The following is a 22,151-nucleotide window of genomic DNA, read 5'->3' as shown; positions in this document are numbered from 1 at the left end:
GTGAATGCAGCAGAGCAGGCAGTGACCGTGCAGATGGCCAGCAAATTGGGGGCGATCGTCCACCTCTTTAAGCAGTGCAATGCGGATCTGCGGGCAGACCTGCACCCTTGGGCCGATGACCCCCATACCCGCAACCTAGTGGATCCCGATTCAATTGACATTGGTTTTCACCTACCGGGCTGGAGTCGCCGCTGGCAAGCCCGCAGTTTGCTCCTGCAAATCCGCCTCTATTGCGATCCAGACTCTCCCCAGCGCCGTGCCATTGGTCTAGACATCGTGGGGTTTAGCTATATGAGTGAGCAGTGGCGGTTCAGTAGTATTGGTGCTGGCGTATTCAGTGGTAACAATCTGCCCAGCGAAGACCTCCAACAGCAACTGCGCTCGATTAGTCAAAAAATCCTTGCGGTCTTAAATACTTAACTTGTAGGGCAATACTTAACTTGTAGGGCAGCAACTCTTCGGTAATGCTACATCCAACCGTCTCCTTTCTGGTGGGAACCTTGGCTGCATTGTTTCCAATTGCAGACCCCATTGGTGCAGTGCCTGTCTTTTGTGCCCTAACAGCTAGACATCCCCTCAAATACCGTCGGCAGAAAGCCAAAGAAACGGCCGTGAACGTTTTTGCGGTTTTAGTCACCTTCTTTCTCGTGGGTAAGTTTATCCTTGGCTTTTTTGGGATTTCCTTAGCAGTGGTGCGCATTGCTGGGGGCTTAATTGTCGCTCACACCGCTTGGCAAATGGTCACTTCGCATCAGCGTTTAACGCTTCAGGAGCACGCCGAAGCCATTGATAAAGACGATATTGCATTGACACCCATGGCGGTTCCGTTGATTAGTGGCCCAGGGGCGATCGGGGTGACGATGACGTTATCAACACGCTGCCAAATTTGGGAAGAGTACCTCGGTTGTCTATTGGGAATTGGATTGTTTAGTGGCGTAGTTTATCTTTGTCTTTTGTTAGGTGAATCTGTGATGCAAAAGTGGGGCAAAACGGGTGTCGGTGCATTAACCCGTATTCTCGGATTCCTGATTCTGGCGATCGCTGTGCAGTTTATCGCCGATGGCAGTCTGGAATTGATGAGGACAAAGCTATGTGAAAGTCGCTAAACTAAGCCCTTGATGGCATGAACCTAATTGATTTTCAACATGACCCTATTGCGCCTTTTTGTCTATGGCACCCTTAAACCCGGCTATCAACCCCATGAAATCCTCTGTCGGCCTTGGCTGAGTGCCCATCAACCAGCGCTGGTGAGAGGTCGCCTTTATCACCTACCGATGGGGTATCCCGGTCTGACGGCTGAGGAAGGTTGGGTGCAGGGGGAGTTACTGATCTTTCATGATCCACCTCCCAGCGTATTGGCGCAGCTGGATGCCTTTGAAGGCTACAATCCCAACTTGGCTCCCGAAGTAAATGCCTACCATCGCCAAGAGGTGCCAGTGTATAACTTGAATCATCAACCTTTGGGCACAGCATGGGCTTACATGATGAGCACTGAGCGGGTGCGGGATGTCAACGGCGAATGGCTGCTAGAGGGGGTGTGGAATCGGCCAACAGACCTACGTGCCTAGACTTTGGTTTTAGCAGTGGTTGTTGCGGGCTTGGCGGAAGCCACATGGAGTTCCTTGAGTTGCTGTGGCTCAACACTGCTGGGGGCACCGGTAAGAAGGCAACGCGCCTGTTGGGTTTTCGGGAAAGCAATGGTGTCGCGAATGGAGTCTTCGCCGGCAAGGAGCATGACTAAGCGATCCAGGCCATAGGCAATACCCCCGTGGGGAGGGGTACCAAATTCAAAGGCCTCGAGAAGGAAGCCAAATTTTTCTTGGGCAGCCGTCTCATCAAGGCCGATGGTTTCAAAAACTTGCCGCTGCAATTCCGGTTGATAAATGCGCAGACTGCCGCCGCCTACTTCGTAGCCATTAAAGATGAGATCGTAGGCTTGGGCACGGGCAGTTTTGAGGTCCTCAAGGTCGGCGGGATGGGGTGCCGTAAAGGGATGGTGCAGCGCCTCAAGGCGTTTTTCCTCAGCATTCCACTCAAACATGGGGAAATCAACCACCCATAGGAGATGGGTTGCCGTCGGATCAATGAGATCAAATTCACGGGCAATGGTCTGGCGCAGGCGATCAAGGGTTTTATTCACAGTCGCGGTATCCCCTGCCCCAAACAGGAGGAGGTGCCCCGGCTCGGCACCCGTGCGCTCTAAGAGCGTGGCTTTCTGCTCTGGGGAGAGGTTATCCTTGATGGCACCAATGGTGTCAATCTCGCCGTTGTCGCGAACGCGGATATAAGCCAGCCCCTTGGCGCCGGCAGTGGTGGCCTCTTGGAAGAGATCGCCGCCGGGTTTAATGCGCACGTTCGAGATGCGGTGGTTGCCATTGGGAATCGGCAAAATTTTCACCACGCCCCCTTGGGCGATCGCCCCACTAAAAACTTTGAAACCAGAGTCTTTCAGAATATCGGAGACATCCACCAGTTCAAGGCCATAGCGGGTATCGGGCTTATCGGTGCCATAGCGATCCATGGCCTGTTGGTAACTCAGGCGGGGAAAGGGGCGCGGCAGATCAATGCCCTTCACGGTTTTGAAAATGTGGCAGATGAGTGCTTCGTTGAGATCAATAATTTCATCCTGATCCATGAAGCTCATTTCCATGTCCAGTTGCGTAAATTCTGGCTGGCGATCGGCCCTTAAGTCCTCATCGCGAAAGCAGCGAGCAATCTGGTAATAGCGATCGCACCCCGCCACCATCAACAACTGCTTGAACAACTGGGGCGATTGGGGAAGGGCAAACCATTCTCCCGGATTCACGCGACTGGGCACTAAATAATCGCGAGCCCCCTCCGGGGTCGAGCGGGTGAGAATGGGGGTTTCCACCTCAATAAAGCCCGCCTCATCCTCGAGGAAGCGCCGCATGGCTTGGACAACGCGATGGCGTAACTGCAAATTCCGTGCCATCCGTTCCCGCCGTAGATCAAGATAGCGGTAGCGCAGCCGCACTTCTTCGCGGACTGGCTCGTTCTCGGTGCTGGAGATGGCAAAGGGCAGTTGCTGGCGCACCGTATTGAGGACATCAATGTGATCGGCGTAGATCTCGATATCGCCCGTGGCCAATTTTGGGTTCACCGAATCGGCAGGGCGCTTGCTGACACGGCCAACAATTTTCACCACATACTCACTGCGCAGGCGATCGGCTTGAGCATAGGAGTCGGGAGTGCGCTGGGGATCACTGACAATTTGGACAATGCCGGAGCGATCGCGCAAATCAATAAAGATCACGCCGCCATGATCTCGCCGCCGATCCACCCAACCGTAGAGGGTGACCGTTGTTCCGACATCCGTTAGCCGAACATCGCCACAGTAGTGTGTGCGCATAGACCCCAATGATTTGTAAGTATGTTGGTAAAGCCTTACTATTTTAGCGGTTCACCGCCCTACCGTTAGCGGGGCATTCCCAAGGAAGCACAGGTTTGCAGGAGGGCTGCACTTTAGAAATCGCAACAGAAGTTTGCAGGACTTCATGTGGATTCCCTAACTTTAGTTGCAGCTTCAGCAGATTGCGCCCCAATTTTCCGAGGGGCAACGTATGGTAGTAGATAGGTAAAATCTAAAGAAAACCTTAAAAGGAGGGCAAGTATGACCCCCTCTCTCCTCCGGCAGTTCTGGCACTTTGTTGAGCAAGCACAGGTGGGACGATTGTTGAGTATGGATGATCACGCCCTACAGGGGTGGCTGGTGACGCAGTTTAGTGATGTTTATCCTTTAGAGCATAACCAGCGCTATCATCTGGAACGCTACATTTCCTCGCGTCTCTCGTTAATCCGCGATGTGGCAAGGGAGCAGGTGCTGCAAGCTAGGGTCGACTGCCCCTAGGGAACCGTGAACTGAGTTCAGCCTTCAAAAGGTGAGAGGATAGTCCTAGTTCGTGTTGCCGTGCAGAATATCAGTATGTGCGAATGATCAATGGGTATCAGCGATTATGGCGGTGGGGAGCGATCGCCCTTATCACTTTCTTTTTAGTCCTTCTCTCTCCTTGGTCAACTGTAGCTCAGGTTCCTCTGCCGGGGATTAGTCAAGCCACCGTTGCTCCCACCCCCCCCGGCGTCACCCGCATTGGCGAACTGGAAATTGCCGATGTCCGCTTTGATGGCAATACACTCTTTACAATTGCTGCGCCAACAGTTCGCGATCGCGATAACCCCGGTAACGCAATTCCCGTTGAAGTCCGAGCGGATTTAATTCAATCGAACCTACGGCGGGTACTCCAGAGTGCCCTTGAGCATGGGCGGCGATCGCCCGCAAGGGTAGATATTGGCGTTGCTCGCCTCAATAATGTTTTAGTCATCAGTGCCCGCATTGGCCAAGCGGAACGCACCACTCGCCTCCTGACGGTGACAGAGGCCGACAGCGACTACCATCAACTGCCCCCTGAAACCCTTGCTCAGCAGTGGCGAGACATTTTGCAACAGCAGATGAACCGAGCGATTCAGGAACGCACCGACACAGCCCTGATGTCGCAAATTCAGGGGGCGGTCTTGATCTTTATCAAGGTGGGTGCAGGTAGTTTCGTGATTTTAATTGTGCAACGCTTCTTGATCCGCCAACGCAAGCATCTACAAGGGCAACTGGACACAGTGACCACTCAAACGACAGAACCGGAGTGGGTTTTGCCGCTGCTACCCCACCTGCGACATCACTTTTTTCTCAAGCAGCGCATCAAGCTCATTAGTCTCGTTCGGTATCTACTGTTGTGGGGGCAAGTGGCTCTGTGGCTACTCGGCCTAGCGGCAATTCTGCGCCTTTTCCCCATGACCCGCTGGCTGAGTTCCCAAGTCTATGGCTTGCCGATTCTGTGGATGGTGGTCTGGTTTGGCACGGGGCTGCTGAATCAATTTGCTGACTTGGCCTTTGATCGCATTCGTGTTTTCTGGGAGCAAAATAATCTGCTCAAGTTTGCCGATACCCAGCGTAAAACCCTGCGGATTAGTACCACTGTGGAAGTGATGCGCGGCTTTAAGACCGTTGTCATTTATTTGATTCGACTAGTGGTTATCTTGGGTTCCTTAGGGGTACCTGTTTCCTCCATTCTCGCTGTGGGGGGCTTTTTAGCCTTGGCCATTTCCCTAGGGTCACAGAACTTGGTGAAGGACATTATCAATGGTCTGCTCATTGTCTGGGAGGATCAGTACGGCATTGGCGATGTGGTGGAAATTGAACCCTACTCCGGCTTAGTGGAAAATCTCAATTTGCGCATTACTCAGTTGCGCAATGCCGAGGGTCAGCTGATTACAATTCCCAATAGTACGATTACCAAGGTAGCCAACCTGACCCGCACTTGGTCACGGGTTAATCTCGAACTGTGGGTGGATATTGAAACCAATCCCGATCGCCTGTTGTCGTTGCTGAATGACTTGAGTATCCACTTTTACGAAGAACCGGAGTGGCAACTGAAGATGCTGGAGCGGCCAGAAGTTCTAGGAATTGATCAGATTACCGCCAGTGGCTTACTGGTGCGCATTTGGATTAAAACCCAACCGGGACAACAATGGGTCGTGGGGCGGGAGTTTCGGCGGCGGGTGCTCAACCTGATGGCCGCAGAGGGGATTGCCGTGGGTCGGCTGCATCAACAGCTGCATTTGGCGCGCGATCGCAACGGCAAAAACGACAACGATGAACATACCCATCCTTTTCCCTTGGAATCTTGATGGCAGGTCAGCGCATTTTGGTCATCGGCGGTGGTGCCGCTGGATTTTTTGGAGCGATCGCCTGTGCGACGGCTAATCCCCGCGATCGCGTCACGATTTTAGAAGCTGGGGCAACACTGCTGAGCAAAGTCCGCAGCTCTGGTGGTGGTCGCTGCAATGTCACCCACCACTGTTTTGATCCAGCCCTATTGGTGCAGCACTATCCCCGTGGTGGCAAGGCCTTGCGGGGTGCCTTTAGTCGCTTCCAACCCCAAGACACGATCGCTTGGTTTGAGGCGCGGGGGGTGAAGTTGAAAACCGAAGCCGATGGGCGAGTCTTTCCCGTCAGTGATGATTCAGAAACCATTATTGACTGTCTGGTGCAGGAAGCAACGGCTCTAGGCATTCGCATCTGTACCCGCGCAGCGGTGAAGGAGATGGTGAAAGTCGGCAATGAGTTTCAAGTCACGGTTGCTCAGCAGCCTCAACCCCTTGTGGGCGATCGCGTCCTTTTGGCCACTGGCAGCAGTTCCCAAGGTTATCGCTTGGCAGCACAATTGGGACACACCATTATTCCCCCCGTCCCTTCTCTGTTTACGTTTCACATTGATGACCCGCTCTTGCAGGAGCGCTCAGGCCTCAGTGTCCAACCCGTGGAAGCAACCCTCAAACTGCCGCAGCAGCCGCCCTTAACCCAAACCGGTGCTATTCTCGTTACCCATTGGGGCTTTAGTGGTCCTGTGGTCTTGAAACTCTCGGCATGGGGGGCACGTGCCTTGGCGGTGCAGAACTATCGCGGCACCTTGGTGGTGAATTGGCTCCCCCATCTGTCACTGCCGCAGATTCAAGGGGAGTTGGCAGCCTGTCGTAGCCATACCCCGAAGCGAGCGATCGCTAACCATTGTCCCTTTCCGCTGCCGCGCCGCCTCTGGAGTTACTGGACAACCAGCGTGGGGATTCCGGCTGAGCAAACTTGGGCACACCTCAGTAAAAAACAACTGCTGGCACTGGCGGAGGCCTTGCACCGAGGTACCTTCGCGATCGCTGGCAAGGGCGCCTTCAAAGAGGAGTTTGTCACCTGTGGTGGGGTGGCTCTCAAGGAAGTGGACTTTAAGACCATGGCCAGCCGCTGCTGTGAGGGGCTATTCTTTGCGGGCGAAGTTCTCGATATTGATGGCGTGACGGGGGGCTTTAACCTGCAAAGTGCGTGGACAACGGGCTGGATTGCCGGTCAGGGATTGGCAGAGGGTTCGACGGGCACCGTTTCGGCAGGCGCTTCCACGGCCACACTCTCTTGAGCCGCACCTTGAAGGGCAAGGGGTTCGGTTTCTTTTTGCTTGAGGGTGAGGGGTAGGCGCAGGGGTTGTAGTTCCCGTTGTAGGGCGGGTGCCAAGGGCAACGATTGATCCAAATCCTCAAGGGGACGGGGTACCAACATCACTGCATGGAGTTCACCAATGCGATCGGCTTCTGCCATCCCCGCCTCAAGGGCGATCGCGGTATTGGAGGCCGTGCCGCGAATAATGGCCGTACATAGACCGGCGCCAATGGTTTCGTAGGCCGTTAGGATCACATCTGCCGCCTTGAGCATGGCATCCGCTGCCCCCACCATGGCTGGAAATCCTCGCGTTTCCAATAGGCCAACCGCGTGGCTACTGAGGCGATGGCCGCGACTTTTAGAGGCAATCTGGGCGAGAAGACTGCCAATCGGCAGAATTTTCTCTAGGTTGGGGTCAGGTCGGGGAATGACTAACGTACTGAGTTCTTGACCAAACTGCTGCGCCCGTTCAGCGCCCTCTGCCACGGCGAGGCGCACATCGGCAATTCGCCCGCGCACGATCGCGCTACAGTGGCCACTGCCAATTTTCTCATAGCCCACTAGGAGGACATCGGCGGATTTGAGCATGTGATCGGCAATGCCCACGATTGCCGGAAAGCTCTGGGCTGAAACCAGTCCCAAGGCTAAATCCGTAAAGTCATCCCGTCGCTCCATTAGCGGAATTCGTCAATCCTTTCCATTGGGTGCATTTCTATCTTAACGGTTGGGTTGCGGAGGGCGCGGATCCCCCAAAAAACCAAATGATCGTCTTCACGCCAGCGATCGGGGTCTAAAAATGTTTTTAACAGTTCACTGAGAAAGGGGCGATCGCCCCCGGTCACAATCACCGTACCTTGGGGAAACGCCTGAAAAAAGGCGCCCAGATAGGCGTGTAACATGGCGGCAGTACCGTAGTAAAGACCGCTTTCAATCGCTGTGGTAGTGGTGGCGCCCCAACGGGGGGGTGGCTCTGGGGGAAGCGTCACATAGGGTAAAGCTGCCGTATAGTCCGCCAGTGCTCGCGCCATTAACCCAACACCCGGGAGAATCACACCGCCCGCAAATTCACCGCGATCGTTGGCTAGGGTCAGCGTTAATGCAGTTCCCGCATCCACCACACACACTGGTGCCCCATAGACCTGAAGCGCTCCCCAGAGGGCAAGGGCACGGTCAATCCCTAGGGTGGGGTACATCTGAGGAATAGGAATATCCTCGAGGGTGAAGGCGATCGCTGTCGGATAGACTTGGTGCAAGGGCACAGAACCAACACTCGCACCCCAGCAAGGGAGTCCGGGATAGTCTTTGGCAGGATTGCAGGCAACTTCCTCAGAGGTGAGGTGCCAAGTGCGGCTGAGGTGTTCACCGCTAAAGAGTGCCCAGTGCTGCCGACTATTGCCAATCATGAGAGCGAACCATTGATTACTCTGTGGGGACACCATCCACCTCTTCTGGATCTATGAGGTAGAGATGAATATGTTTGTATCCCTGCTTAATTTTGAAGGTATCCCCGGGCTTTAGGTTCATCGCTTTTGTATAGGCGGAACCAATCACAATCTGACCATTTTGGTGCACTTTCACCCGATAGGAGGGCGATCGCCCCCGTCCTGATTGACCATTGACTTCTTTTTCCGATGACTTTACTTCTAGTCCGCTGGCAGCGAGTACCGCTTCGTAAAATTTCCCTAAGTCGACACGCACCTCACCGGATTTTGTGACGCGATAGTAGCCACAGAGCTTTGCGGCTTCTTTACGGGATGCAGAACCCAGTTCACTTAATCGCTGCAAGAGTGCTTTACCAGTTAGGGGCTTTGGTTTTTCCATTCGCTCTATATTTCCTCTATCAGAACACTATTCAAATGAATAAAGCAACTAAATTGTTCTTTAATCAACAGGTACCCACACTAGAGAGAAAAAGGGTGTCTGCGAGAATGATCTGACTAGAAATTATTAGATTTAATCAAGTTACCACTTTATTTGAAACACAAAGTATTCTTTTTAACAATATGTTAGTTTGAAGCAATCAGTATAATCATATAGTGATACCGAATCTATTTAACAAGAAAAGGGATTTGATGTTGGTTTGTTAAGTTTTATTTATCACTTATTGATTTTTGAGTCAAATTTATCTATAGCATTATGCCTCTCTAAAAATACGGAAGACATGTCGGCATTGAGTCTGTCAGAGCAGCCCTAGGATAGAAAAAAGGCTGTATAGTGGCTGTACCCTAGCAGATGAGTGACGAATGACCCCTTGGCAAGCGTTGCGGCGCAACCCCTTAGTGATGGTCAGTTTGGGGGTGTTGCTGACGTTGTACCTGCTGGCGATCGCCGCAGATTTTATTGCTCCCTACAGTCCCTATGCCTTTCAAGTGGAGGGTGCCCTGCTGCCCCCTACCCGCATTTACTGGCGCACCCCCAACGGTCAGTGGCTTGGCCCCCATGTCTATCCCACCCGCTTGGGGCCTGTGAACTTGGAAACCGGGGAACGACCTCTGATCGTGGACTGGCAGGAACCGTCACCCATTCGCCTTTTTGTCAAGGGCAGCCCCTATCGCTTCTTGGAAATTACCCTGCCCCTACCGACCCGCTGGAGTCTCACCAATCCACAAATTGAACCACGTACGATCTTTGCTGGGTTCCCCAGCGATCGCCATCTCTTTGGCACGGTAGGTAAGGGCTATCTGAATCTGTTGGGAACGGATGACCAAGGACGCGATCAGTTGAGTCGGCTGCTCTTTGGTGCCCGCATTAGCCTCAGTATTGGCCTTGTGGGGGTGGCGATCGCCTTCCCGATTGGTATTCTCGTGGGGGCGATTTCTGGCTACTTTGGCGGCTGGCTGGATGCCGTTTTGATGCGGGGTGTTGAGGTGCTGATGACACTGCCGACCATCTATCTGCTGGTGGCCTTAGCGGCGGTACTCCCCGTGGGACTCAGTAGTGGCGAGCGATTCCTGCTGATTACCGTGATCACATCGTTTGTGAGTTGGGCGGGGCTAGCACGGGTGATTCGCGGTCAGGTGCTGGGGATCAAAGAAATGGCCTTTGTCCAAGCGGCGCAGGTAATGGGGGGGCGATCGCTCTATATTATTGTGCGGCATATTATTCCCCAGACAGCAACCTACGTGATGATTGCCGCAACGCTCTCGATTCCCAGCTTCATCGTCGCGGAATCGGTGCTTAGTCTCATTGGTCTAGGGATTCAGCAGCCGGATCCCTCTTGGGGCAATATGCTCTCACTGGCAACGAATGCCTCAATCTTGGTCTTGCAGCCGTGGCTAGTTTGGGCACCAGCAACCCTCATTGTCATCACTGTGCTATGTTTCAACATTGTCGGCGATGGCCTGCGGGATGCCCTTGATCCGAGGCAAACCCAAAAATAGCTAGGAGCCTTGGGATACACTAGGGGGAGATTTTGCAGGCTGAAGCTATGAGCGGCGATCGCCAGCCCTATCGAATTCTCGTCATTGATGATGACCCTACCAGCCGACTGCTGCTGCGCAAAACCCTAAAGGATCTGGGCTACCAAGTCTCGGTTGCTAGCCATGGCCGTGAGGGAATCGCGATCGCCACCGCTGAGAAACCCGCCTTGATCATCTGCGACTGGATGATGCCCGAACTGGATGGCCTAGAGGTGTGCCGTCAAATCAAGCAGGATCAGGAACTCTCCCGCAGTTTTTTTGTCCTGCTGACCGCCAAGGGGGAACTGGAGGATCGCATTCAGGGCTTGGATGCTGGTGCGGATGAATTCTTATCCAAGCCCATTGACCCCAATGAACTGCGGGCACGGATTCAGGCGGGTCTGCGCCTTTATCAACTTAACCAAGATCTGCTCAAGCAGAAACAACTTCTTGAAGCGGAACTGCACGAGGCTGCGGATTATGTGCGATCGCTCCTGCCAGCTCCCCAAGAAGCCCCCTGCAAAATCAACTACTACTTCTTGCCGTCAAGTCAGTTGGGCGGCGATTGCTTTGACTTTTTCTGGATTGGCGATCGCTATTTAGTGCTTTACATTCTCGATGTGTCAGGCCATGGTTTGGGGGCTGCTCTGCCATCTGTCTCCGTCTTGAACCTCCTGCGCAGCACCACGCGAGAGCAAACGAGCGGCACATTTGACTATCTGCACCCTGCCCAAGTCCTCGAAGCCCTCAACAATGGCTTTCAAATGACGGATCAGCACGAGAAGTATTTCACGATTTGGTACGGCGTGTACGATCGCCAAACACGGCAGTTGACCTATGCCAGTGGTGGACACCCGCCGGCACTGCTCCTCACCCCTGAGGCTGATGGCTGGCGAGCGACTCTCCTCAAGACACCGGGCATTCCCATTGGCATGTTTGCCGACATGGCCTTTAGTCAAGCCACGATTGAAGTCCCCCCTTCGGCAGTTCTCTACCTCTTTAGTGATGGCATCTATGAGTTTGAAACAACCGACAATCGGGTTTGGGGTCTCGAAGCCTTTAGGAAGTTGCTCATGGTTGCCCACACCCAAGACCCTGTGCCGGCGCTGCCCCAGTTGATTGCCCAAGGGCAGAGCCATGCAGCACCCGATGCCTTTGGCAGTGATGATGTTTCATTGGTGCAAGTGGCCTTTCCATCGGCTTAACTTTGCATCTGAGATTGCATAATGTGGCCTTTTCTGTGCAATATCCTAAGCAGTGGGAGAGTGAAAATGCGCTATGGGCGGATGGGAGTTTTTACTGCAAAAGGAGGGCGATCGCGCTTGGTTGCCCCTAGAACCACCCTCGGCGGAAGTTTTGGAGGGCAGTTACCGCTTGATGGCGCGCTGTCCGGTTGCCGAAACCTCGGTGGAAGTGCAAATTACCCATCTTTACGATGATCAGGGGGTGCCCAAGCAGCGCTACCAACGCCGCACCCACCGCAGCAGCTCCACAGGACTCATGGGTATTCTGCCCTTTACGTATTTGCAGGCGGGGCGTTGGGAATTTCAATGCCGTGTGGCCCAAGAGGGGGTGCTGGATGCAGAGGTGTTTGCGATCGCCCTTGATGTCCTTGCCCAAAGCGAAGAGTGGGATTTGCCGGCACCAGAAACCTTGCCTGCGGTTCCAGAGCAGCCAGTGAAAGCTGCCGACCCCCCTAAGCCGCAAGCACCCTCCCCTGCTGAGCTGCCCACGACGCTCATTGAGCTGCCCCAAAGTGCCTATACGATCTTTGCCGATGAAACGCTGGTTTTAGAGGGCACAGTTGCCGTTCCCGGTACAGTGGTGATTCGTTTGCGCAATCCCGTTACTCGCGATGTCGTGCAGGAGCACTCAGTGCCCGCGATCGCCCGCGAGGGAAAATGGGGGTTTCATTGTACACTCACCCCCTTGGCCGATTATCCAGTCATGGTGGGGGAAGCCCGCCTTCTGCCCAACCAACCCCTAGAGCACAGCGATCTTCGCCAAGTGCAAGCCTTTATGGTCACGGTGTTACCGGCACCGGAGATTCCTGCCGTCTCTGCGCCCCCCCAACCCGCCCCACCTAAGAGCGAAACACCCGCTGGCCCGCAGTTGCCCATCTTAGGGGATAGGACTCTCGAACCTGTGCCAGTGAGCGGCTTTTCCCTACCGCCCCAACTGAAGCCTGTAAAAGCCCCTGTTGTCGTGGATTTGCCTAGCTTTTGCCAGCCCCTATCTGCCGTTACCGTACCGCCGCCTCGGGATTTGCCCATTGATCGCCAAGAGCGATTTTGGTTGCGATTGCAACAGTTAGCCGAGTTGGCACCTCCTGTTGAAGCTACTCCCCCAGCATCTAGGAATCCTAAGAGCGCCTATCTATTGACCCCCCCCCAGCTCCTGCTGTCACCAGAGCCACTGGTATCGCCGCTGCACCTCAAGGTGAATTTGCCAGCAACACAACGGGGCTGCTCTGTCAAGGTGTGGATCACCAATGGCGAAACGGGAGAGTTAATTGCTGGCCCCCGCTGGCTCGTGGAGTTTGATTTTTATCGCTATGGGGATTACTGGCAAACCGTGCTTCACATTGATGTGCCCGCGAGTGTACGTTCCATTGCCCTGATGGCGATCGCTATTGACCCCAAAACAGGCGCTGAGAGTCCGACGGTGACCCTGCGGCGGCAGCTCCAAGGGGCCTAGCTTTCGGGTTCCGGCTGTGTTTCTGCCCGCTCAAAGGCTGGACAGTAGCCCTCCGGTGCCACTTTGAAGTTGTACAGTGCAGAAGCCTCGTTCCAGCAGCGCTGACCGCGATAAAACTGGCAATTAAAACAGCTCTCCTGATCGGGGGCGATCGAAGCCGATGTCCCACCCAGCACTTCCTTGGGGGTCATACCGCGAATCAGCAACTGCTCCCCCTGCCATGAGGCAAGGACAAAGCCCGTATCCGCCAACCGTCGCCAGCGCGGATCCGTGGTAATAGAAGCGGGTAGGCGAATCATTGCTTCATCGTTCCACTCACTCACCTCCCCCTCATAGGCCAGTTGCACCAACGAACTCGGCGTCGAAAGTGTCAATTGACCAATGGGAAATTGAATCGTTGAACCACTGGTGGGGGTGTGCAGATGGTAGCGGTTGCTCAATTCATTCAAGCTGGCTAAATCAGCAAGGTAGTTGGGGTCGCCGTGGATAAGCACCACATGCTGCGGGCGAATATTGTGAATCAGTTGCGTCGTTGCAGGGCCATCGGCATGGAGGGAAAGTAAAAACGTATCCACCTCCACATTGGGCAAGCTGGCTAAGGTAGGATCACCGCCCCGAAAGGGCTGACCATAGCGCAGACGCGGGTAGAGCACGAGCCAAGGCCGTTTCCCCTGAGCCACGTAGGGACGCAGGTCTTGATCCTCCTCCACAAGGACAATGGTGGGGGCGTCGCCTCGAATTTGCGCCAAATCGCTTAAGGGCTGCACTTGGGGTTTGACCCGCTGATCCCAAAAGAGGGACTGGTGTTGGGCAAAATTTTGAATGGCCGTGGGTAAATGGGGCAACACCGTGAGGTAGGCATCACAGCCGCGCGCGATCGCTGGCGTGACCCAAATTTGAATCGGCTGTCCCGTAAAAAGATGATGACTGCGCAGTAGGATGAGAATTTCTTGAGCGGTACCGAGGGGCGGCAGCGGCAGTAGGATATTGTAGCCTTGATCAACCGCCGTGCGGATGCGTTCTGCCAGTTGGTTTTCCTGTTGACGGCGGTGGGGATGACGCGCGGTGCCCAAGCTGGCCTCAATGATCAGCACATCCGGCTGCAATCCTCGCAGATCCGCAAGGGGTAGTCCTTCCGTAAAGCGAGTATGGGAGAGGAAAAAATCCCCAGTATAGACCACGCTCAGGGGCGGTTGCTCTGGGTTTGGGTCTTGGTATGTGAGGGCAAAAACAGCAGCCCCCGGTAAATGCCCTGCAGGAAAGAGTTCGGCGGTCAGGCCATCCCCAAACTCAACGGGCGATCGCCAAGGCAAAGCACGACAGAAAGGGGGAACCGTTTCATCCGGCCAATTGAGGGGCAAAAGCTGGGTCGTGACCTCACTGGCATAGATGGGAATATGGGGAAAACGGCGATGGAGTGCCAACAGACTCTGGGCATGATCCGCGTGGGCATGGCTACAGAGGACCAAGTCAAAGGGATGCTGTTCAATTTCATCAAGGGGCAAAACATCAAGGGACGGCACACCACAGTCCAGCAAAATCCGATAGGTGCCAATTCCTAAGCCAATGCACACCCCCTCATCTGCGTGACCCACCCCATAGTTGAGGCACTCGATCATGAATGACGAACAGTCACCCTCCTTGGTTAGCTTTAGTGAGCAGAACCGTTGCCGTGGTAGTTATCGGTGTCGTAGAAGCCATTGCGGGTGCCAAAGACCAAACACAGCACAATAAACACCGGCGTAATAGCCAGTAGAATGGGTTTCACGTTAATAGCAACGTCCATGGCTGCGCTCCTCGCTCTTGTCAACTCAGACGATGGTGTGTTCTGCTACTCAGTGTATCGTGGATCATTGGGGGGCATGTGCTGATTTTCTCTCCTCAAAGTAACGCAACTGCCGCCAACCCACAAAATTGGCATAGGGCTGGCGATCGCCCATGCATTCTGCCACGTGTTCTAGGGGAGACAGGTGCTTCGGTTCTGCCCCCGCCAAGCGTTGATAAAGCGCCAGATCAGAGGCGGGGTCACTGCGTTGGCCATCCCGCAGATAGTAGGACACCCGCGCACAACGTGCCACAGACATATACTTACACTCCTCAAGGCTATATTGCTCGCGCTCACTGGGATCGATATAGGGAAGGTGCCAATCCCCCACCGCCACGGGTGTCGGTTCATGGGTTTCCAGCAAATGCTGAATCAGCTTAGCCAAGGCTTGCATTTCGGGCTGGGCATCGGGGTGGTTGCGCAGGCGCAAAAAGTTTTCCCACTCCGTGCTACTCACCACCGTTTGCATCCACATCCACGGCTCCAGCATGCGGTTCACCACCTGCTTGTGAATGCCTAGTTCATGGAGTTGGCGTGCCCCCTCAAGAACCGCGAGGCGAGTTTTCAACCAAATTTCCTTTGCTGCCTCCTTGTGTTCACTCTCTTGGCGCGCCTGCATGCCCCGCTGGTTTTGTCCCCAATGGTAGGGAATCACGGGATCCTCTTCCACCTGCGCCATCATTTTTGTGACCGGTACTGCCCGCGAACTGGCGGAATTACGGGAAAACACGCGATGGGTGAGAAGTTCACTATGGATAAAACGCGGATACGTTAGTTGCAGCGTCACCAAGCGCACCCCTGCTGGCGAAATTGAATCGGCAATCACACGCCCGTCTTGCATCTTTGTCTCTTCTGAATCTCTGCCTTTTCTAGGCTAGTGCAAGGGGAACACCGTCCGCGCGATCCGCAACCGCAAAGCGCGTCAACCTTGATGCTGTGGCACAGTGGAACTAGACCTGTTGTGGATATACCTTGCCATGTATGCGGTTGTTTCTCCAGCCAAAATTATTCTTCCCCCCGGCAGTGTCCTACGCATGCCGGGTACGTGGCAAGATTACTGTTGCCTCCGCAACAGCCGTGGCGATGGTTCGATTCCCCGCATCAAGTTTCGTCGGGGGGAAATTTTGCTCATGAGTCCCTTACCCCGTCATGGCCGCGAAGCGAATATCGTTGCCGATGTTGTCAAAATTTTGCTGGATAGTGAGGAGCGCAATTACGAAGCCTTTACGCCGATCACCATGGAGATTCCTGAGATGGGTGGCATTGAGCCTGACTATTGCTTCTATATTGACAATTGGACGGCAGCCGTCGGCAAAGACCGTATTGATTGGCAAACCGATCCGCCACCCGATTTGGTGATTGAGATTGATGTCACCACCTATACAGTGGCTGAGGACTACCTTCTTTATCGCGTTCCTGAAGTGTGGCTCTTTACGTCAACGGGCTTGAGCATTTATGCTCTCGATGGCCAGACCTATGTCCCTCGATCCAAAAGCCGCTATTTTCCAGACATTAACTTAGTAGCGTTGATGAGTGCTGTCCTCGAAGAGACGGCAACCCAAGGCACAGGGGCTGCGCTGCGACGGCTGCGGCAACAGTTTTCTAGTCAATAGGGAATTGTTAAAGATTGCTTTCTCAAGGAAAAAGGGGGTTGCTAGATCACCTAGGACGATTCCTCGTAGATGCTATGCTTTTTGTAGCATTGCCCTTAAGGTTTCTAACTGAATTCATCCCCTAAAAATTAAAAAATTTTAACTAATTGGCTTATTAGTGTGAAACTTCTATACCAATGACACACCAAGTTGCTTGTGTTTCCGAGTCTCTCAAGCCATACGTCCAAATTGACCAGTGGGGGACAGTTCCTGTTGTTCTAGGACACGGTTTTGGTACCGATAAAAGCGCTTGGGATTACCTAATGCCTTTCTTGCCTGAGGACTTCACCTATATTCGCTATGATCTTGCAGGCTGTGGCTCCGATGAAGACACGTTGCGCCGCTACGACCTGCAAAGACACAGTCATTTGTATGGTTATGCTGACGATCTCATTGAATTACTAGATAGCCTTGGTGTCCAATCCTGCATATATGTTGGTCATTCCGTCAGTTGCATGATTGGCGCAATTGCCGCGATCGCCAGACCTGACTTGTTTCGGCGACACATCTGGATTGGCCCCTCCCCTTATTACCTGAAAGAGGAGAATTATCCCGGCACCCTCCTGCCGGAAGACCTACAGTCGATTTATGAGGCAATGGTCACCAACTACCAAGCTTGGGCAGCGGGATTTGCTCCCCTGATGTTTGGTGTGACCGACGAGCACCGCTTGGCTAATTTTTCGCAAACCCTCTTTCGCTTGCAGCCCGATATTGCCCTGCGTACCCTACAAATGATCTTTGAAGCAGATACCCGCTCCTTTATCAGCAAGGTCAAGCAACCGGTTCATCTGATTTTTAACCGCGACGACTTTGTTGTGCCCCAAGGGGTGGCCCTGTGGCTGCAGGCAGCCCTACCCCAAAGTACCCTTGACTGGATTGACGCCCAAGGTCATCTGCCCCACATGACCCATCCTGAGGTTGTTGGTCCACTCCTCAGAAAATATGTCATATACGCCAACTAGGGCATGCTTAAAAAGTTGCAGCAACACTCCTCCCACCAGCTTCTGCCCACACCCGATGGCATTACTGCTTTTTGCCACTTAATTGCCAGTTGGTTTCAGGTGGATCTGGTGCTTGCCCTAACAGTGAATGAGGCGGGCGATCGCGCCCAAATCATCACCACAAGCAGCGCAACCCCCTTTCCGCCAATCGAGCTGCGGTGTCCGTGGCGAGACGTCCTGCCGGCTGCTGCTGTGGATTTGACGCCTTTATTACAGAAAAAACTGCCCTCAATTTTTTTGTGCTATCTAGACCGCATTGAACAACTGGTCTACCTGCCCTGTGGTGAGCCCGCACAATGGCGTCAAGGATTGTTATTGATTAATCCGCAGGCCAACCTTTTGGGGCGAGTGACCCAACAAAAGGAATACATCGCCGCCCTCTATCGGCAACTATTGGCGGATCACTACCGGAATCAGCAAAATTTTCTTTTTGAAGTACAATTTCAAGATATTTTTAACACTGTTCCCCTAGGCTTGGTACTCATCAAAGGGGATGGCACTACGGCAATGGTGAACGCCTATGCCAGTGACTGGCTGCAACTACCGCCGGGCAACCATCCCATTTCCCTTGTGGCGCAGCACATGAAACAGGCACGGCAACGTTGCGATAACCGTGAGGAGCTAGAGCGCATTTTTGCGGATTTGGGTACCAATGCTAACTTTAGTGCCAAGGGGGAATGTCAGCTTGGTGAGAAAACAGTGCTCATTGATACCCACCCCGTCCAAGGGGATGGCAGGCTAGGGCGCGTGTGGATTTTTTCGGACATCACCGATATGCGCCAGCGGGAGCAAGCACTTTTGGCCTTGGCGTGGTTGGATCCCCTCACTGGCGCCTACAACCGCCGGTTTTTGTTGAGTCGTGTAGAAGCCTACGAAACCCAAGCGGCAAGCGGACAGACGAGCCTAGCGGTCATGATTTTCGACATTGATTACTTTAAGCGCATCAATGATACCTATGGTCACGATCAAGGGGATGTTGTCCTGCGCACATTGGCAGCAAGAGCCAAGCAGGTGTTAGAGGCTTGCAAAGACGGTATTTTGGTGCGCTGGGGCGGCGAAGAATTCGTCCTTTTGTTTTTTGCCTTAAACGAGGACCACGCCAAATCGGTGGCGGAGAAACTTTGCGCTGTGGTGAGAAGCAAACCAATTGAACTAGGAGATCAGCAGTTTTTGGCTGCAACCATTAGTTTGGGTGGCACGCTTTTTCGACCGGGGGAACAGGTGATCAGTGACTCGATTCCTCGTGCGGATCAGGCCTTGTATAAGGCGAAACATGGGGGGCGCGATCGCTGGGTGTGGATATGAAAGCTCAGAAACGATTTGTTAGAGTAGCGGTGTCTAAGGGATCACGTTTACACCAGTTGAACTGATATGACCTCCCCACGGTTTAGTTTTAGCGGCTTGGCGGTGACCCGCCACATCGGCACCCTGATGCTGACCCTGACTGTCATTGTGTTGGCGGTCTTTATTCTCATGCGGCTGCAAGTGGATTTGTTGCCGGCGATTACGTACCCGCGCATTGGGGTACGGCTGGATATTCCGGGGGTGGTGCCTAGTGTTGCTGTTGAGGAGGTGACCAAGCCCCTTGAGGAAGCCCTGAGTCGCACAGAGGGAGTGGTACAGGTCTATTCCCAAACCCGTGAAGGTCAAGTCAGTATTGATTTATTTTTTGAACCCGGTGGCGATGTTGATCAGGCCTTAAATGAGACCACTGCTGCTTTTAATCGTGCCCGCAGTACCTTGCCCGATATTATTGAGTCGCCGCGCCTCTTTAAGTTTGATCCGTCGCAATTGCCGGTCTATGAGTTTGCACTGACCTCAGAAACCCTTAGTGGCCGCGAGTTAAGGGTCTTTGCCGATGAGGACTTGGATCGCGAACTGAGTATTGTCCCCGGTGTGGCAGGGGTGGACGTCTCTGGGGGCACCACCGAAGAAATACGAATTCTTGTGGATTTGAACCGATTGCAGGCCACGGGCGTAGGATTGAACCAAATTTTAACGGCGCTCAGCGATCGCAACCAAGATGTCTCTGGGGGGCGCATTCGCGGCCAGATGGCAGAACCCCTAACCCGCACAGTGGGACGGTTTCGTAATACCAGTGAAATTGAGGATGTGGTGCTGACAGGCGCCAATGGTCAGCGGGTCTATCTGCGGGATGTGGCGCAAGTGGTGGATGGTAGTGCTGAACAACGGGTATTTGTAACGCTCAATGGTCAGCCCGCCGTTAAAGTCAGTATTCTCAAGCAGCCGGAAGCCAATACGGTGGAAGTGGCCGATGGTATCAAGCGGCGTTTAGCCGAGCTACAGGCAGCCAATCTCGTGCCCCGCGATGCGCAGATCATTCCTGTCCTTGATGAGTCGGTTTATATCCGCAATTCCCTGAACAATGTGGTCACAGCAGGCCTGACGGGAACGCTGTTGGCAGCGATCGCGGTGCTGCTGTTCCTTGGCTCGGTGCGGCAAACCCTGATTATTTTGCTGGCCATTCCTCTGTCAACGATGGCCGCGATGTTGCTGATGGGGCTATTTAACTTCTCCCTCAATGTGTTTAGCTTGGGTGGACTCGCCCTTGGGGTTGGCATCGTTGTGGATAACGCCATTGTGATGTTAGAAACCTTGGCGGATATTGACCCCCACCACATGAGCCAAGAACAGTACCTTGAGGAGATAAAACGGCGTAGCCAAGGCATCGAATCAGCGCTTTTGGCCTCTACCCTCACTAACTTGGTCGCTATTTTGCCCTTTTTGTTGCTGGGGGGCTTGATTGCACTGCTCTTTAATGAGTTGATTCTAACCATTAGTTTTGCGGTTGCCGCATCGCTGCTGGTGGCACTCACGGTCGTGCCGGCCTTGGCCTCCCGCCTTTTGGGGGTGCCGGTGCAAAATCGCCTACGGCAGGTCGCGTTTATTCGCCTTTTTAATGAAAAATTTCTCTGGTTGACCGCACGCTATGAATGGGCCTTGGGGCAAGTGCTACGGGCACGCTGGCTGGTGGTGGGGCTGGCGATCGCCCTTCTAGGGGGAGGAAGTTGGCTTTTGGCTCAGCAAATTCCCCAAGAACTGCTGCCGCGCATTAATACGGGTCAAGTTAACCTCATGGCCATTTTTCCACCGGGAACCCCCCTGCCTACCAGTCGCCGTGTCATGGAGGCAGTGGATCAGGTGCTGATGGCTCAACCGGGCACGGAGGCGGTCTTTACCACAACTGGCGGTGCCCTCTTTGGCACGAATACCATTGCCAATCCCCTGCGAGCTAATAGCACCATTGTTCTGCGGCGTGGTGTTAGCGTGGATCGCTATATTACGGAAGCGACGAAAGCCCTTGATCAACTCAACCTTGTAGGGGTGCGGCTGCGCTTGAGTCCTGGCCAAGTGCGCGGCATTATTCTTACCAACTCGCCGGTGCGCGGTGCCGATGTGGATGTGATGTTACGGGGCAGTGATGAGCAGACCCTCAACCGCTTTGGTCGCCAAGTGCTGCAAGTCCTTGATGAAAAAGCCACATTGGTGCGCTTTCGCCCCGATGCGGATCCTCGCCAGCCAGAGATTCAAATTTTGCCAGATTGGGAGCGGGTAAGCGAACTGGGGCTGAATACCCTCAACCTTGGCCAGACAATTCAAACAGCTTTGGAGGGGTTTGTGCCCACTCGCCTGCAACGGGGCGATCGCCTAGTGGATATTCGTGTCCAACTAGACAGTGAAAGCATTCAAACGCCTACGGACCTGACAACGATTCCCCTTTTTACCGCCAATAACCGTCCCCTCCGCCTTGGGGATGTCGCTCGCATCGAACCCAGTCAAGCCCCCGGTGAAATCCGCCGCATTAACCAGCAGCAGGTCTTTATGCTAGCGGGCAATCTTGTTGAAGGTGCCAGTCTCAGTGCTGCCCTTGCCCAAGTGAATGACATTCTCAACGATCTGGAGTTTCCGCCGGGCGTGTCCCTGATGCCAAGTACGGCGGCTCAAGCCAATCAGCAATTGCAACAGGCCTTAGTGGTCTTAGGCGGTTTGGCGGCCTTTCTCGTGTTTGTGGTCATGGCGGTACAGTACAACTCGTTGCTTGACCCCCTAGTGATTATGTTTACCATTCCCTTGGCCTTGGCCGGTGGAATTTGGGGCTTGTACCTGACACGGACGGCCATTGGCGCCACGGTCATTGTCGGTGCCATTTTGCTTGTGGGGATTGTCGTCAACAATGCCATCATCATGGTGGAGTTAGCGAATGAGATTTACCGACAGGAAGGCTGTAGCCATAGCCAAGCCATTCGCAAAGCTGCCCCTGCCCGTCTGCGCCCAATTATGATGACCACAATTACAACGGTGGTGGGAATGTTCCCCTTGGCATTGGGGCTAGGCGAAGGCTCAGAATTTTTGCAGCCCCTTGGCATTGTTGTGTTTTCTGGGTTGGCTGTGGCAACACTGCTCACCCTCTTTCTCATTCCCTGTTTTTATGTGATCCTGCATGGCTTTGAGCGTACTGCCCACCGCGGTCTTCCTGATTCATTGCCAGCGCCGGCCCATCCCTCCCCTGAGGAGCTTCAGGAACGCTAAGCTGTAGGCCAACATTACTGTTTAGAGTGG

Annotated in this window: 20 protein-coding genes; 13 read left to right on the top strand and 7 right to left on the bottom strand. The window is 53.9% G+C overall.

Going from position 1 to position 22,151, the window contains the following annotated elements:
* The 3 genes from QYC28_RS12600 to QYC28_RS12590 are packed head-to-tail and all read left to right on the top strand — an operon-like array spanning position 1 to position 1,568.
* A complete protein-coding gene (locus QYC28_RS12600; protein WP_206201709.1) occupies positions 1–420 on the top strand; it encodes a hypothetical protein in 420 nt (139 codons plus the stop codon).
* 44 nt (positions 421–464) lie between these two features.
* Positions 465–1,106, top strand: a complete 642-nt coding sequence (locus QYC28_RS12595) for a MarC family protein (RefSeq protein ID WP_206200464.1) — start codon at positions 465–467, stop codon at positions 1,104–1,106.
* A gap of 39 nt (positions 1,107–1,145) precedes the next feature.
* Entirely contained in the window at positions 1,146–1,568 is a 423-nt protein-coding gene (locus QYC28_RS12590; RefSeq protein WP_302679587.1) for a gamma-glutamylcyclotransferase, read from the top strand.
* On the opposite strand, the gene aspS is transcribed toward QYC28_RS12590, so the two are convergent.
* Entirely contained in the window at positions 1,565–3,370 is a 1,806-nt protein-coding gene (gene aspS, locus QYC28_RS12585; RefSeq protein ID WP_286625952.1) for an aspartate--tRNA ligase, read from the bottom strand. The two genes, QYC28_RS12590 and aspS, sit on opposite strands and share 4 nt — an antisense overlap.
* Before the next feature lie 261 nt (positions 3,371–3,631).
* Here aspS and QYC28_RS12580 point away from each other — a divergent pair, with 261 nt between their 5' ends.
* From QYC28_RS12580 to QYC28_RS12570, 3 genes are all read left to right on the top strand, one after another.
* Entirely contained in the window at positions 3,632–3,868 is a 237-nt protein-coding gene (locus tag QYC28_RS12580) for a hypothetical protein (protein ID WP_149821348.1), read from the top strand.
* Positions 3,869–3,951: 83 nt separating this feature from the next.
* Positions 3,952–5,700 carry a mechanosensitive ion channel family protein gene (locus QYC28_RS12575; RefSeq protein WP_302679586.1) on the top strand — a complete coding sequence of 583 codons (1,749 nt, stop codon included), beginning with the start codon at positions 3,952–3,954 and terminating at the stop codon, positions 5,698–5,700.
* Positions 5,700–6,977, top strand: coding sequence for an NAD(P)/FAD-dependent oxidoreductase (locus tag QYC28_RS12570; protein ID WP_302679585.1), 1,278 nt, complete (start codon positions 5,700–5,702; stop codon positions 6,975–6,977). Before QYC28_RS12575 ends, QYC28_RS12570 begins: the two co-directional genes overlap by 1 nt.
* Here the strand turns inward: QYC28_RS12570 and QYC28_RS12565 are convergent.
* From QYC28_RS12565 to QYC28_RS12555, 3 genes are read right to left on the bottom strand one after another with little or no spacing between them, the layout of a single operon-like run.
* A complete protein-coding gene (locus QYC28_RS12565; RefSeq protein WP_149821342.1) occupies positions 6,911–7,672 on the bottom strand; it encodes a carbon dioxide-concentrating mechanism protein in 762 nt (253 codons plus the stop codon). The two genes, QYC28_RS12570 and QYC28_RS12565, sit on opposite strands and share 67 nt — an antisense overlap.
* Entirely contained in the window at positions 7,672–8,400 is a 729-nt protein-coding gene (locus QYC28_RS12560; protein WP_255451673.1) for a pantothenate kinase, read from the bottom strand. The genes QYC28_RS12565 and QYC28_RS12560 overlap by 1 nt, the downstream gene beginning before the upstream one ends.
* A 16-nt stretch (positions 8,401–8,416) precedes the next feature.
* Positions 8,417–8,818: an AbrB family transcriptional regulator gene (locus QYC28_RS12555; RefSeq protein ID WP_149821338.1), complete on the bottom strand. Its 402-nt coding sequence runs from the start codon at positions 8,816–8,818 to the stop codon at positions 8,417–8,419.
* A 422-nt stretch (positions 8,819–9,240) separates the two neighbouring features.
* Here QYC28_RS12555 and QYC28_RS12550 point away from each other — a divergent pair, with 422 nt between their 5' ends.
* The 3 genes from QYC28_RS12550 (at position 9,241) to QYC28_RS12540 (ending at position 13,092) form a co-directional block, all read left to right on the top strand.
* The gene (locus QYC28_RS12550) at positions 9,241–10,377 is read left to right on the top strand and encodes an ABC transporter permease (protein WP_149821336.1); all 1,137 of its coding nucleotides are present in this window, start codon (positions 9,241–9,243) and stop codon (positions 10,375–10,377) included.
* Positions 10,378–10,424: 47 nt separating this feature from the next.
* The gene (locus QYC28_RS12545; RefSeq protein ID WP_149821848.1) at positions 10,425–11,600 is read left to right on the top strand and encodes a PP2C family protein-serine/threonine phosphatase; all 1,176 of its coding nucleotides are present in this window, start codon (positions 10,425–10,427) and stop codon (positions 11,598–11,600) included.
* A 73-nt stretch (positions 11,601–11,673) separates the two neighbouring features.
* Positions 11,674–13,092 carry a hypothetical protein gene (locus tag QYC28_RS12540; protein WP_302679584.1) on the top strand — a complete coding sequence of 473 codons (1,419 nt, stop codon included), beginning with the start codon at positions 11,674–11,676 and terminating at the stop codon, positions 13,090–13,092.
* On the opposite strand, the gene QYC28_RS12535 is transcribed toward QYC28_RS12540, so the two are convergent.
* The 3 genes from QYC28_RS12535 to QYC28_RS12525 form a co-directional block, all read right to left on the bottom strand.
* Positions 13,089–14,711: an MBL fold metallo-hydrolase gene (locus QYC28_RS12535; protein ID WP_302679583.1), complete on the bottom strand. Its 1,623-nt coding sequence runs from the start codon at positions 14,709–14,711 to the stop codon at positions 13,089–13,091. The two genes, QYC28_RS12540 and QYC28_RS12535, sit on opposite strands and share 4 nt — an antisense overlap.
* Before the next feature lie 32 nt (positions 14,712–14,743).
* Positions 14,744–14,878, bottom strand: coding sequence for a hypothetical protein (locus QYC28_RS12530; protein ID WP_255451743.1), 135 nt, complete (start codon positions 14,876–14,878; stop codon positions 14,744–14,746).
* A gap of 64 nt (positions 14,879–14,942) precedes the next feature.
* Positions 14,943–15,758 (bottom strand): FAD-dependent thymidylate synthase, encoded by an 816-nt coding sequence (locus QYC28_RS12525; protein WP_149821332.1) that lies wholly within the window; start codon positions 15,756–15,758, stop codon positions 14,943–14,945.
* A gap of 136 nt (positions 15,759–15,894) precedes the next feature.
* Between QYC28_RS12525 and QYC28_RS12520 the strand changes: the two genes are divergently transcribed.
* The 4 genes from QYC28_RS12520 (at position 15,895) to QYC28_RS12505 (ending at position 22,121) form a co-directional block, all read left to right on the top strand.
* Positions 15,895–16,530: a Uma2 family endonuclease gene (locus QYC28_RS12520; RefSeq protein WP_286649704.1), complete on the top strand. Its 636-nt coding sequence runs from the start codon at positions 15,895–15,897 to the stop codon at positions 16,528–16,530.
* Positions 16,531–16,832: 302 nt separating this feature from the next.
* Complete coding sequence (locus QYC28_RS12515; protein ID WP_255451671.1) at positions 16,833–17,531, top strand: alpha/beta fold hydrolase; 699 nt, start codon at positions 16,833–16,835, stop codon at positions 17,529–17,531.
* Positions 17,532–17,546: 15 nt separating this feature from the next.
* The gene (locus QYC28_RS12510; RefSeq protein WP_286668767.1) at positions 17,547–18,875 is read left to right on the top strand and encodes a GGDEF domain-containing protein; all 1,329 of its coding nucleotides are present in this window, start codon (positions 17,547–17,549) and stop codon (positions 18,873–18,875) included.
* Between the two features lie 66 nt (positions 18,876–18,941).
* Complete coding sequence (locus tag QYC28_RS12505; RefSeq protein WP_149821323.1) at positions 18,942–22,121, top strand: efflux RND transporter permease subunit; 3,180 nt, start codon at positions 18,942–18,944, stop codon at positions 22,119–22,121.
* Positions 22,122–22,151 lie beyond the last annotated feature (30 nt).

It is taken from the genome of Thermosynechococcus sp. HY596, assembly GCF_030518715.1.
Taxonomy (GTDB): Bacteria; Cyanobacteriota; Cyanobacteriia; order Thermosynechococcales; family Thermosynechococcaceae; genus Thermosynechococcus.
This window is presented reverse-complemented; position numbering and strand designations above follow the sequence as displayed.